Source organism: Micromonospora sp. NPDC049891 (assembly GCF_040660295.1).
GTDB lineage: Bacteria > Actinomycetota > Actinomycetes > Mycobacteriales > Micromonosporaceae > Micromonospora.
The window spans coordinates 531,919-544,754 of record NZ_JBFAML010000001.1 but is presented as its reverse complement, the minus strand read 5'-3'; the positions used below and the strand labels follow the sequence as shown (position 1 = coordinate 544,754).

The following is a 12,836-nucleotide window of genomic DNA, read 5'->3' as shown; positions in this document are numbered from 1 at the left end:
GTCAGAGCCTGCGAAGTCCACTCAGCACCCTCTCCAGCAATTCAGTGCCCACCGCGTCGTCCGAGTCGTCCAGGATGGTCGGCTCGTGGACCGCGACCAGGCCGTCCGTCGCCATGTCGGCGATGAGCACCCGGGCCACGCCGAGCGGAAGCTGCATCCGCGCCGCGATCTCCGCGAGCGACTGCACGCGTCCGTCACACAGCGCGGCGATGTACTGGTGCTCACGGCCTTGGCCACCATTGCCAGTGGCAGCGGCCCGACCGCGCACCGTCGTCTCGACAAGCGCCTCCAGGGCGATGTCGAGGCGGGGACGGGTACGACCGCGGGTAACGGCGTATGGACGGACCAGTGCACCGGTCGGCTCGTCACGATCAGCCATGTTGCCGCTCACCTCCTTCGTACCCGGCACCGGTTCGCACCGGTGCTACCCGTCGTATGCAATGTTGTCGCCCCGCCTGCCCCACCGGCTGGCGCGACGATCAGCCCATCATCCCGACAGCCGTACGCGGCTGCGGGGTCAGGGCGTCGCCCACCCGGTCAACGAGCAGGGCCATTTCGTAACCGACCTGTCCCACGTCGCAACTACGCGCGGCGAGTACCGCGAACGACGAGCCGTCGGAAATCGACATCAGGAACAGGAAGCCATTGTCCATCTCGACCACGGTCTGCAGCACGGCGCCTCCCTCGAAGCAACGGGCTGCGCCCTGGGTCAGGCTGACCAGGCCGGAGGCGATCGCCGCCAGCTGGTCCGCCCGGTCCCGCGGAAGGTCTCGTGACGACGCCAGGAGCAGGCCGTCCGCGGAGACGGCGACCGCGTGCGCGACACCGGGTACCCGATCGGCGAAGTTGGCCAGCAGCCAACCGAGATCCTGCGTACTAGTCATCCTTCTTGCTCCTTCTGCCCGCTCCCGGCCACCGGGCCAGAGCCAGACTGCGAGGATTGCTGCCCGCCCGGAGTTCCCTCCGGGCCGGTCGGGTTGCTGTCCGAGGGGTGACTACGTCCCCGCTGGACACCCCGGTGGTAGGCGGAGAGCAGACCGCGTACCGATTCCGGGTTTCGGCGCTGCACGGAGGTGGTGGGCTTCTCCACCGCCCCCGGTACCAGCTGTGCCATCGGCGTACGCTTCGGCAGCCCGGTCTCGGTGGTGCCAGCCGGCGGTGCCTGGCTGGCGGCGGTGGCCGCCCGCCAACCGTCGTCGGCCGCGGTCCGCCAGATGTTCTCCTGCGGTGCCGGGCGGTGCGAGGGCGCCTTGTCGGCAGCGCCGGGACGGGGCCCGCCGCTCGCTGTCGCGCCGTTCCCGCCGGGCGCGCCCGCCCCCGTCGGAGTCTGTGCCATCGGTGCGTTACCTGTCGTCCCGGTCTGGGTCTGCTGCTGGGCCGGCCGCTTGGCGACGTCGACCGTGGAGAGCTGCTGGGTCGTCGCACCGGCCGTGGCCGGCTGACGGGCACCGGCTGACTCCTCCGGACCCGGGCGACGGGTCCGGAACCACGCCGACTCCAGCTCCCGGAAGATCGGCAGCTCCATCGTCTCATCGGCGTACCGCTGCCGGTTCTGGGCCTGCGGCGGCGTCGGAGCGGTCGGCTGGTTCTGCGCCGGTGCCGGCCGCGGGGCCGGGGTCTGACGCTGCACCCGAGGCAGTTCGGTGGTCATGTCCAGGGCGGCGGCCAGCCGCTCGGGCACGGCCGGGGCGGCCGGTTCCCCGGCCACCGGCGGCCAGGCCGGAGGCGCCGAGGCAGCACCGGCGCTGGGTGCCGCCGAGACGGGCCGCTGCGGCAGCGGACCGCCGGGCGGCGTCGAGACGGGCGACCCGGAGACGGGCGAGGCCGACACGGGGTGACCGGAGACCGGGGCCGCCGAGACCGGCGGGGCGGAGTACGGCGTACCGGACACCGGAGGCGACGACACCGGCGGCACCGGCGGAGCCGACACCGCAGGCGGGGCGTACGGCCCTGCCTCGGGGCTGCTCGGCAGCTGACGCGGGATCGCCGGCGGCTGGCCACTCGGCTCGTCGGTGGACCGGCGCTGCGGCAGCGGGTCGATCGGGTGACCGTTCGAGCTGAGCGGCGCGAAACCGTTGCCGTTGCCGTTGCCACCGGTGGTGCCGCTGGCACCGGTCAGGTCCGACCAGGCGGGCAGGTTGCCTCCGCCGCCCACGGTGGTCGGCGTGCCCGAACCGTTACGGCTGGCCGGGTCGAAGGGCCGACCGCCGAGGGTCACCTGGTTGCCCGAACCGCCCGGGGTGCGCGTGGAGGGCTGGACCGGCGGGTGCGCGCCGTTGCCGAGGGCGGCCAGCGCGCCGAACGCCGGGCTCGGCCCGGACGAGGGGCCGGCTGAGGCCGGTAGCGCGGGTGGCTGCTGCCCACGGCCGGACAGTGCCCGGGGCACCAGCACGGTGGGCGGCAGGGTGACCTCGGCGACGGTGCCCCGGTCGCTGCCGGGTCGCAGCTCGACCTTGACGCCGTGCCGGGAGGCCAGGCGGGCGACCACGACCAGGCCCATCATCCGGGAGACGGCGACGTCCACCTGCGGCGGCGTGGCCAGCCGCTCGTTCAGGTCGGCCAGCTGCTCGCCGCTGATGCCGATGCCCCGGTCCTCCACGTACAGCGAGGCACGGTCGCCGACCCGGCGGGCCTCGACCAGCACCTGCGAGTCCGGCGGCGAGAAGGCAGTCGCGTTGTCGAACAGCTCGGCGACGAGGTGGACGAGGTCGTTCACCGCGTGCGCGGCGACCTCGATGTCCCGGTCGATCACCCCGAACTCGATCCGGGTGTAGTGCTCGACCTCGGACTGGGCGGCCCGCAGCACGTCGATGAGTGCGGCCGGCTCGCGCTGTACACGGGTGGAGTCGGCACCGGCGAGCACCAGCAGGTTCTCGTCGTTGCGGCGCATCCGGGTGGCCAGGTGGTCCAGCTGGAACAGCTCCGCCAGCCGGTCCGGGTCCTCCTCGCCGCGCTCCAGCCGGTCGAGGTGGCCGATCAGCCGGTCGACCAGGATCTGGGACCGACGGGCCAGGTTGACGAACATCGTCGCGACCGACGACCGCAGAGCGGCCTGCTCGGCAGCGGTGCGGACCGCCTCCAGGTGGACCGCGTTGAACGCCTCGGTCACCTGACCGAACTCGTCCTTGCTGCGTACCGGAAGTGGTTCGGCGATCTGGTTGGCCAGCTGCACCGGCGAGAGCTGCCCGGTGACCTGCGGGTCGCGCAGCCGGGCCACCGCCTGGGGCAGCCCGTACTGGGCGATGGAGAGCGCACCCTGGCGCAGCTCACGCAGCGAGCGGGCCATCGAACGGGCCACCAGGAACGCCAGGAAGATGGCCAGCAGCAGCATGGTGAGCAGCAGGCCGGTCTCCAGGAACACCGTGCGCTGCACGTCGGAGCGGAGTTCGCCGGCCTGGTCCGCCACGTCGGAGTCGAACTTCGTCTCGACCGAGCGGATCAGCTTGCCGTTGGCGACCAGCGCGGCGTCCCACTGCTCGGCGTTGAACGAGATGCCGGCGAGGTTCTGGGAGTTGTCGGCGTTGACCTGGCTGATGTAGATCGTCGCCTGCCGACGGTCACCACCGCCGATGGTCTGGGCGTGGAACTCCGCCTCCGCCTCGGTGGCCACCGCGTCGAAGCTCTGCTGCGCCTGTTGCTGACCGGTCTCGCTGGAGATGTAGTCGGTCCGCAGGGTCGAGCTCATGCCGTTCGAGATCAGCGCCCGGTGCACGACCACCCGGCGGACGGAGAGCCACTCCTTCTCCCGGGCCACCGCGGCGGCGGCCCGCATCCGGTCGCTCAGGTCGTTGTCACCGGCAAGCTGGCTGGCCGAGTCCCGGACGGCGAGCAGCTGGTTGATCAGCTCGTCGTAGGACTGGAGCGCGTCGGTGATCCGGAACTTCCCGTTCAGCACCTGACTGCGGGCGCCGGGCAGGTCACCGAGACCCTGATCGATCTGGCCGAGCAGCCCGTTCAGGCTGACGGGCAGGTCGGTGAGGTCCGACCGCTGCCGCGAGTAGGGAGCCTTGTCCTGGTCGACCCGCGCCGCGACCTCGTTGTAGCGGGTGGAGGCGGTCTCCTTCTGCGCCGCGGTGCTGCGCTGCGGGTCCAAGCCCAGCAGCAGCACGGCCGCGGTCCGCTCGTCCTGAAGGCCGTCCACCAGCGCACCCGAATGGCCGATGAGTTCGGCCAGGTCGCCGGCCCGGTTGGCGTCGTTGAGCGCGTCCAGGTGGTCGACCAGACCGCTGGTACCCACGACGACCGTGGCGATGGTCGGCACGATCATGATGAGACCGAGCTTGGACCAGATCGGCATGTCGCGGAGCCGACCTGCCGGCCGGCGTAGACGCGACAGGAGAGAACCTGCCGTCTTCGGCCGTTTGCTCACGTCACCGCCCTCGTGATTGCAGCGTCCGCGTTGCCCCCGGACAACGCCCAGCAGCCGACCCGGCGGGTCGGACCATCCGAGATTCCATCACGCCGCCACGGAAAGAGAAAGCCCAGGTTGGCCCCAGCCGGAGGTGTGATGAGATGTTGATGCAATTTGATCGCGGTCCGTCTGTTCGGAGTTACTCGAAGTAATGAGCCACCAGCACCGAGTCGTTCTCCTGGCCGGCCCTTCCGGCTCCGGAAAGTCGTATATAGCGCAGCAAACCGGGCTGCCAGTGCTCTGTTTGGACGATTTCTACAAGGACGGCGATGACCCAACGTTACCGAGACGGAACGGTCAGATCGATTGGGAGTCGCCCGATTCGTGGGACGCCGAGGCAGCGGTGGAGGTTATTGACCAATTAGTCCGGCACGGCCGGGCGGAGGTGCCGGTGTACGCCATCAATGAGGATCGGCGGGTGGCCACTCGGCGCTTCGAGCTGGCCAGTTCGCCACTTTTCGTGGCCGAAGGGATTTTCGCCGCCGAGATCGTCGGAGAGTGCCGGCGACGCGGGCTCCTCGCCGGGGCGTACGCCCTGCGGCGGCCGCGGAGCGCGACCTTCCTCCGTCGGCTGGCCCGGGATCTGACCGAGCAGCGCAAGGGTCCACGGGTTCTGCTGCTGCGGGGGATGGCACTGCTGCGCGCCGAGCCGGCCGTGCTGCGTCGGCAGACCGGGCTCGGTGCGGAGGCCGCCCGTGGTCGGGACGTGCTGCGCCGGGTGGCCGGTCTGCTCGCCGCCGGCCATCCGCCACGGACCGGCTGACCACCGGCCGCGCGTGGCTCAGGCCAGCAGCTTCGCGTACGCGGGCTTGATCACCTCGTCGATGATCCGCAGCCGCTCGTCGAACGGGATGAAGGCGGACTTCATCGCGTTGATCGTGAACCACTGAAGTTCCCGCCAGCCGTAGCCGAACGCGTCGACCAGCAGGGCCATCTCCCGGGACATCGAGGTGCCGCTCATCAACCGGTTGTCGGTGTTTACGGTCACCCGGAAGCGCAGGTCCCGCAGCAGCCCGATCGGGTGCTCCGCGATGGACGGGGCGGCGCCGGTCTGGACGTTCGACGACGGGCACAGCTCCAGCGGGATCCGCTTGTCCCGCACGTACGCGGCCAGCCGGCCGAGCTGCGGCGGCGAGCCGGGGGTGATGTCGTCGACGATGCGGACCCCGTGGCCGAGACGGTCCGCCCCGCACCACTGGATCGCCTGCCAGATGGAGGGCAGCCCGAACGCCTCACCGGCATGGATGGTGAAGTGGAAGTTCTCCCGCTGGAGGTACTCGAAGGCGTCCAGGTGGCGGGTGGGCGGGAAACCCGCCTCCGCACCGGCGATGTCGAAGCCCACCACACCGTGGTCGCGGTGCCGTACGGCCAGCTCGGCGATCTCCTGCGAACGGGCCGCGTGCCGCATCGCGGTGAGCAGTGTGCCGACCCGGATCGGCGTGCCGCCCTCGGCCGCGAGCGTGCTGCCCTCGGCGAAGCCGGCAAGCACCGCCTCGACCACCTCGTCGAGGGTGAGGTCCTTCTCCAGATGCTGTTCCGGGGCGAACCGCACCTCGGCGTATACCACTCCGTCGGCGGCCAGGTCGAGGGCGCACTCCCGGGCGACCCGACGCAGCGCGGAGGCGGTCTGCATCACGGCGACGGTGTGCGCGAAGGTCTCCAGATAACGCTCCAGGGAACCCGAGTCGGCCGCCGCCACGAACCACCGTCCCAACTCCGCCGGGTCGGTGGTGGGCAGTTCGTGACCGACCTCCGCGGCCAGGTCGACGATCGTCGCGGGGCGCAGGCCGCCGTCCAGGTGATCGTGCAGCAGCGCCTTCGGTGCCCTGACGATGTCCTCGTACCGCAGACTCGTGGTCATGGGTCGACCCTAGTCCCCGCCGCTGCGCCGCCACCGGACCGGTAGGGACAATGGCCAGGTGAACGCAGCAGGACCGGACCCGCGGGTGGTCGACCGACTGCGGTGCCCGGTCTGCGGCGAACGGCTTTCGATCGCCCCGGTCGGCACCAGCCACGCGTTGCGCTGTCCGCGCCGGCACAGCTTCGACATCGCCCGGCAGGGTTATGTCAACCTGCTCACCGGTCGCGCCCCGCACAGCGGCGACACCGCCGAGATGGTCGCCGCGCGGGCGGACTTCCTGGCTGCCGGTCACTACGACGTCATCTCCGCCGCCCTCGCCGCCGCCGCCCAGCCGGCCGACGACGCGGATCCGCTGGTGGTGGATGCGGGCGCGGGCACCGGGCGGCATCTCGCGGCGGTGCTGGCGGCCGTGCCCACGGCCGTCGGTCTCGCGCTGGACATCGCCAAACCCGCGTTACGTCGGGCCGCCCGCGCCCACCCACGGGTCACCGCCGCGCTGGCCGACACCTGGCAGCGCCTACCGCTGGCGGACGCCTCGGCGGCGCTGTTGCTGAACGTCTTCGCGCCCCGCAACGGCGCCGAGTTCCGTCGGGTTCTCGCCCCGGGCGGGCGGCTGCTGGTGGTCACCCCGGCCGCCGACCACCTCACCGAACTGGTCGCCGCACTCGGCCTGCTCCGGGTCGACCCGGCCAAGGCGGACCGGGTGGCGGCCAGTCTGGCCGGACACTTCACCGAGGAGTCGACGACCGTGCACCGGCAGGAGCTGACGCTCTCCGGCGCGGAGGTGAGCACCCTGGTCGGCATGGGTCCGAGCGCCTGGCACACCGACCCGGCCGGGCTGGCCGCCCGGATCGAGGCCCTCGGCGAGCCGGTCCGGGTGACCGTGGCGGTCCGGCTCGGCACCTACCGCCCGGTCTAGGCCCTGCCTAGGTGGAGAGGTCGACCTCTTCCCAGCCGGGGGGCTCGTCGTGGTACGGCCCGCGCAGGATCACCGCCCACTCCAGCGCCCACCGCCGCTGACCGATCGCGTTGGCGTCCACCAGGCCCGGCAGGGTCCGGCCGGCGCGGCTCACCTCCAGGTACGACCAGTCCAGGCAGTAGTGCAGGTCGAGCAGGGCCGCCGCGTCCGCCGGATGCTGCGGCGCGGCCAGGATCCGGGACCGCCACTGCCGGAAGGTCTCCCCATCGGCGATGTGCGGCAGCCGCTCCACCAGCCGGTCGTCGGCCGGCATGGTGGGGTCCAGCTGCTTGGTCAGGCCGAGCACCCAGGCCAACGAGAACAACGCGTCATGGTGCAGCACGAAGGAGCGGTGGTCGCCCTTGGCGCCGGTGACGAACTGGAACTCCGGCGGCGTGACCATCTCCACCAGATGCGAGGCGAGCAGCCAGCTCATCGCGGCCTGGGGCGGCATGCCGAAGCACCGGGCCAGGATCAGGTGCAGCACCGCGATCCGCGCCTCGATCTCCGCCGTCGGCCGCAGCTCGATGTCGTCGCCCGGCTCCCAGACCAGCGGAAACTGCGGCGGTGGCAACGGCAGCCGCAACCGGGACAGTTCGTCCAGGCTCGCCTCACGCACCTCGCGGGGGTCAGGGGCAGGCACGATCACGGCAACATCCTGTCTGATCACGATGTCTCGGCGCCGACGGTCCCCCCTGGCCTGCGAGAATAGCGGCCCTCACGCTCCGACACCATGGCCCGGGGCAGGGTTTCGTCACTCGACGCGTTCGATCACCAGCGGCACCGGGGCCGGTGGTCGGGCGGCGACGGTCACCGCGCGGGCCGCCTCCGCCAGCGCCCCCGGGATCAGCTCCGCCCGCTCGGCCCGCAGCTCGTAGAGGGGATCCCCGACGCGCACCGGGTCGCCCGGACGCTTGTGCAGCAGCACGCCGGCCGGCACGCTGACCCGGTCCTCCTTGCGCGCCCGACCCGCGCCGAGCCGCCACGCGGCCACCCCCATGGCGTACGCGTCGACGGCAGCGACGTGACCGTCCGTGTCGGCGCGGACCACCTCGACCTCGGTCGCCTCGGGCATCGGCGCGTCCGGGTCCCCGCCCTGTGCCCGGATCATCGACCGCCAGACGTCCATGGCGCGTCCGTCCCGAAGCGCGGCGGCGGGGTCGGCGTCGGGCAGTCCGGCCGCGTCGAGCATCTCCCGGGCCAGTGCCAGGGTCAGTTCCACCACGTCGGCCGGCCCGCCACCGGCGAGCACCTCCACCGACTCGGTCACCTCGATGCCGTTGCCGATGGCCCGTCCGAGTGGGGTGGACATGTCGGTGAGCAGGGCGACGGTCTTCACCCCGTGTGCGCCGCCCAGCTCCACCATGGTCCGGGCCAGTTCCCGGGCGTCGTCGACCGATTTCATGAACGCGCCGGAACCCACCTTCACGTCCAGCACCAGCGCGCCGGTTCCCTCGGCGATCTTCTTGCTCATGATCGAGCTGGCGATCAGCGGGATGGCCTCGACGGTGCCGGTGACGTCCCGCAGCGCGTACAGCTTGCGGTCGGCCGGGGCGAGCCCCGTACCGGCGGCACAGATCACCGCGCCGACGTCACGCAGTTGGGCGGTGAACTCCTCGTTGCTCAGCGCCGCCCGCCAGCCCGGGATCGACTCCAGCTTGTCCAGCGTGCCTCCGGTGTGCCCGAGCCCGCGCCCGGACAGCTGGGGGACCGCGGCCCCGCAGGCCGCGACCAGTGGGGTGAGCGGCAGGGTGATCTTGTCGCCGACCCCGCCGGTCGAGTGCTTGTCGACGGTCGGCCGGGTCACCGGGGACAGGTCGAGCCGTTCGCCGCTGGCGATCATCGCAGCCGTCCAGCGGGCGATCTCCGGCCCGGTCATCCCGTTCAGCAGGATCGCCATGGCCAGCGCCGACATCTGCTCGTCGGCCACCACCCCCCGGGTGTACGCGTCCACCACCCAGTCGATCTGCGCGTCGGAGAGCACTCCCCCGTCCCGCTTGACCCGAATGACATCAACCGCCGCAAACCCACTCATCAGAAGATCTTCCCTAGTCGTCTGCAATGCAAGGTCGTACGTCGCGCCCATCCCACCGTGACCGTCGCGCGGCCGGTGACCACGACGGGCCGGGGCCGACCGTGCCCGGCGGAGGGATCAAGCCTGACCGCCCGGAGCCGGGTACGGTCGGCCCCGGCCCCAACCGCAAGCCAGTCCAGACCGCGACCGGCAACAAGATCAACCCCAGCGAACCGGGATCTCCGCCGGAGGCTCCCCCTCACCGGCCCAGAAGATCGTGCCGGACGCGTCGACCACCACCACCCGGGGCGTACGCGCCAACCCCCAGCCGATCGCCTCCGCCGGATCGTCCCAGCTCGGACCCTCCTCCAGCACCCCGGTCTCGGCACCCGCGTCGTCACCGGCCGAGCGCTCCCAGTAGGCCGTCCAGACCTGCTGCCCGGCGGAGAGGTCGGGGTGCACGAAGACGGTCCCCCGCCCGCGCCAGGCGGCCAGCCGGTCGGGTACCACAGGCACCGGTCGCTCCCCGGTGACCGCCTCGATGTCGGCCACGTCGAAGGCGTGCGGCAGCAGCTCGGCCATCCGCAACGGGCCGCCCTTGGCCTCGATGAGGCACTCCGGCCCGCCCTGCTCCCACAGCAACTGCCGGCAGCGCCCGCACGGCATCAACGGCTCACCGGTGGCGTCGACGCAGGACAGTGCCACGATCCGACCACCACCGGTGGCGTGCAGCGAGGAGACCACCCCGCACTCGGCGCAGAGCACCACGCCGTACGCGGCGTTCTCGACGTTGCAGCCGACCACGACCCGGCCGTCGTCGACGAGCGCCGCCGCCCCGACCGGAAACTTCGAGTACGGCACGTACGCGTGCCGCATCACCTCGGTGGCGGCGGTCCGCAGCCGCTCCCAGTCGATCTCCATGGTCCGCTCTCCCTGGATCAGCCCTTGATGTACGGCTTACCGTCGGCGGCCGGTGCCCGCACCCGACCGACCAGCCCGGCCACGGCCAGAATCGTCGCCAGGTAGGGCAGCATGGCCAGGAACTGGCCGGGGATCACACTGTTGATCGCGCCCAGGTAGGTGGCCAGCTGGTCGGCGAAGCCGAAGAAGAGCGCGGCGAGCAGCGCGCCGGTCGGGCTCCACCGGCCGAAGATCAGTGCGGCCAGCGCGATGAAGCCCTTACCGCCGATCATGTTCTTGGTGAACGAGAAGAGCGCAAGCGTGTAGGAGGCCCCGCCGATGCCGGCGACCGCCCCGGCCATGATCACGTTGCGGTAGCGCAGGCCGAGTACCCGCACACCCAGGGTGTCCGCCGCCGTCGGGTGCTCACCTACCGACCGGGTCCGCAGACCCCACCGGGTACGGAACAGCGCGATGTGGATCACGAGCACCAGCAGCAGGGCCAGGTAGAGGAAGATGTTGCCCCGGAACAGCGCCGGCCCGAGCACCGGGATGTCCGACAGCAGCGGAATCTCCCAGTTGCTGAAGCGCGGCGCGCTGTTGTAGCGGGCGGCGTCGGTCTGCATCAGCCGCTCGTACAGGAAGCCGGTGATGCCGACCGCCAGCAGGTTCAGCACGATGCCCATGACCACCTGGTCGACCAGGTAGCGGATGCTGAACACGGCCAGCAGCAGCGAGATGAACGATCCGCCGATGGCGGCGGCGAGGAGTCCCACCCAGACGCTGCCGGAGATGCTGCCGAACAGCGCGCCACTGAAGGCGCCCATCAGCAGTTGCCCCTCGATGGCGACGTTGACCACGCCGGAGCGCTCGCAGAGCACGCCGGCCAGCGAGCCGAAGATCAGTGGCAGGGCGAGCAGGAAGGTGCCCCGCACGATGTTGACAAGCGGCATGAAATTCTGCCCGGTCGGTGCGGCGGAGACCTGCCAGCACAGGAACGACAGCACGAAGGCGACCAGGCCGACGGCGAGCACCGGGATGAACAAGCGTTTCGGCAGGCCGGCGAGCATCGCCGCACCGGCGGCCAGGGTGAACAGGCCGAAGAGGACCGCGCCGACCGTACCGTTGATCTCCAGCGCGGCGCCGGCGGCGTCCTCGCTGAGCGTGAAGCGGGCCTGCTCGCCGGTGGCGAGTGCGCCGAACAACACGGTGGCCAGCAGGCCGAGGGCCACCAGGACCAGGCCGACCTTACGGGTACGGGTCCAGAAGCCCTCGTCGACCGCCGCGACCGCGACGTCGGGAACAGCCGTGGTGGACATGCCTCACCAGCCCTTCGCGAGGCTCGTCTGCAACCGGGCGGCCCGCGCGGCCCGGAGCTGGAAGATCGCCTTCACCAGTGCCGGCGCGGCGATGAAGATGACGATCAGGGCCTGGAGCACGGTGACCAGCTCCAGCGAGATCCCCGAGTACGACTGCATCCGGTTGCCGCCGGCCTGCAACGCGCCGAACAGCAGCGCGGCCAGCGCCACGCCCCAGGGTTTCACCCGACCGAGCAGGGCGACCAGGATGCCGTCGAAGCCGATCTGGGCGACCACCAGCGGGGTCAACGCGGCGGCGGTGGTGCCGAGCACCATCTGCGAGCCACCGAGGCCGGCCAGCGCCCCGGCGAAGACCATGATCAGCACGTACGTCCGGGTGACGCTCATGCCGGCGGTGCGGGCGGCGTCCGGGTTGGCGCCCACCGCCCGCAGCTCGAAGCCGAGCGTGGAGCGGTTGAGCAGCCAGGCGACCGCCCAGGTGGCCAGCACGGCCAGGATGATGCCGGCGTGGGCGCGCAACCCGTCACCGAAGAGTCGCGGCAGTTGGGCGGAGGCCTCCACCGGCCGGCTGATCGCGTCGGTGCGGTTCGGGTCCTGCACCCCGTTCTGCACGATCAGCCAGGTGAGGAAGTAGACCGCGATGTAGTTGAGCATGATCGTGTTGATCACCTCGTGGGCGCCGGTCCGCGCCTTGAGGATGCCCGGGATGAAACCCCAGATCGCCCCGCCGAGCGCGCCGGCCAGGACGGCGACCAGCAGGTGCAGCCCGGGCGGCAGCGGCAGCAGGAAGCCGGCCAGCGCGGCCAGGATGACGCCCATCGTCGCCTGTCCCTGCGCGCCGATGTTGAACAGGCCGCCGCGGAAGGCCAGCGCCACCGACAGACCGGTGAAGACCAGCGGTGCGGTGTAGGTGAGGGTCTCCGAGATCGGGCTCAACGCCGAGTTGAAGCTGTTCGCGGCCGGATCGAAGACCGAACCCTTGAACAGGTTCGCGTACGCCTCGCTGACAAGCGTCCAACTGGCACTTATCGCGTCCGACGGGCGGGCGGTGATGTAGCTGTAGGTGGCCAGCACCTCCGGGTCGGAGATGATCATCAGAATGGCGCCGACGATCATCGCCAGGACCAGCGAGAGCAGGGTCACCGTGAAGGTGTTGGCGGCCCACAGGTTCTCCAGGAAGAGCCGCCCCAGCGTGGGGCGCGGCCCGGACCCGCCGGGTGTGGTGGCCGCCTCGGCGCGTTCGGTGTTGCCGAGCGCGGTCCGGGCGGCCTGGTCCTCACTCGCCGGTTCCTTGTCCGGGGAACCCGGCTGGGCGTTGGGGTCACTCATGCCGGCAACTCCGCTCCGCTCCGTGCCGCCGCAGGGCCGCCGTG

The 12,836-nt window shown here is 71.4% G+C and carries 11 protein-coding genes; 2 read left to right on the top strand and 9 right to left on the bottom strand.

Going from position 1 to position 12,836, the window contains the following annotated elements; all coding sequences use genetic code 11:
* Position 1: 1 nt before the first annotated feature.
* The 3 genes from AB0I71_RS02640 to AB0I71_RS02630 form a co-directional block, all read right to left on the bottom strand.
* Complete coding sequence (locus tag AB0I71_RS02640; protein WP_091634396.1) at positions 2-379, bottom strand: DUF742 domain-containing protein; 378 nt, start codon at positions 377-379, stop codon at positions 2-4.
* 100 nt (positions 380-479) lie between these two features.
* Positions 480-884 (bottom strand): roadblock/LC7 domain-containing protein, encoded by a 405-nt coding sequence (locus AB0I71_RS02635; RefSeq protein ID WP_013731521.1) that lies wholly within the window; start codon positions 882-884, stop codon positions 480-482.
* A complete protein-coding gene (locus tag AB0I71_RS02630; protein WP_357581477.1) occupies positions 881-4,369 on the bottom strand; it encodes a nitrate- and nitrite sensing domain-containing protein in 3,489 nt (1,162 codons plus the stop codon). The genes AB0I71_RS02635 and AB0I71_RS02630 overlap by 4 nt, the downstream gene beginning before the upstream one ends.
* A gap of 433 nt (positions 4,370-4,802) precedes the next feature.
* Here AB0I71_RS02630 and AB0I71_RS02625 point away from each other — a divergent pair, with 433 nt between their 5' ends.
* Positions 4,803-5,174, top strand: a complete 372-nt coding sequence (locus AB0I71_RS02625; RefSeq protein ID WP_357581476.1) for a hypothetical protein — start codon at positions 4,803-4,805, stop codon at positions 5,172-5,174.
* Between the two features lie 18 nt (positions 5,175-5,192).
* Here AB0I71_RS02625 and AB0I71_RS02620 read toward each other — a convergent pair whose 3' ends face one another.
* The gene (locus AB0I71_RS02620) at positions 5,193-6,272 is read right to left on the bottom strand and encodes an adenosine deaminase (RefSeq protein WP_357581475.1); all 1,080 of its coding nucleotides are present in this window, start codon (positions 6,270-6,272) and stop codon (positions 5,193-5,195) included.
* Positions 6,273-6,330: 58 nt separating this feature from the next.
* Between AB0I71_RS02620 and AB0I71_RS02615 the strand changes: the two genes are divergently transcribed.
* On the top strand, positions 6,331-7,191 hold the full coding sequence (locus AB0I71_RS02615; RefSeq protein WP_357581474.1) for a putative RNA methyltransferase: 861 nt from the start codon (positions 6,331-6,333) through the stop codon (positions 7,189-7,191).
* Between the two features lie 7 nt (positions 7,192-7,198).
* Here AB0I71_RS02615 and AB0I71_RS02610 read toward each other — a convergent pair whose 3' ends face one another.
* The 5 genes from AB0I71_RS02610 to AB0I71_RS02590 form a co-directional block, all read right to left on the bottom strand.
* Positions 7,199-7,879, bottom strand: coding sequence for a DUF4272 domain-containing protein (locus AB0I71_RS02610; RefSeq protein ID WP_357581473.1), 681 nt, complete (start codon positions 7,877-7,879; stop codon positions 7,199-7,201).
* A gap of 105 nt (positions 7,880-7,984) precedes the next feature.
* Complete coding sequence (locus AB0I71_RS02605; protein WP_357581472.1) at positions 7,985-9,265, bottom strand: thymidine phosphorylase; 1,281 nt, start codon at positions 9,263-9,265, stop codon at positions 7,985-7,987.
* Positions 9,266-9,463: 198 nt separating this feature from the next.
* The gene (locus tag AB0I71_RS02600) at positions 9,464-10,165 is read right to left on the bottom strand and encodes a cytidine deaminase (protein WP_357581471.1); all 702 of its coding nucleotides are present in this window, start codon (positions 10,163-10,165) and stop codon (positions 9,464-9,466) included.
* Between the two features lie 17 nt (positions 10,166-10,182).
* On the bottom strand, positions 10,183-11,463 hold the full coding sequence (locus AB0I71_RS02595; protein ID WP_357581470.1) for an ABC transporter permease: 1,281 nt from the start codon (positions 11,461-11,463) through the stop codon (positions 10,183-10,185).
* Positions 11,464-11,466: 3 nt separating this feature from the next.
* Positions 11,467-12,792 (bottom strand): ABC transporter permease, encoded by a 1,326-nt coding sequence (locus AB0I71_RS02590; RefSeq protein WP_357581469.1) that lies wholly within the window; start codon positions 12,790-12,792, stop codon positions 11,467-11,469.
* Positions 12,793-12,836: the final 44 nt, after the last annotated feature.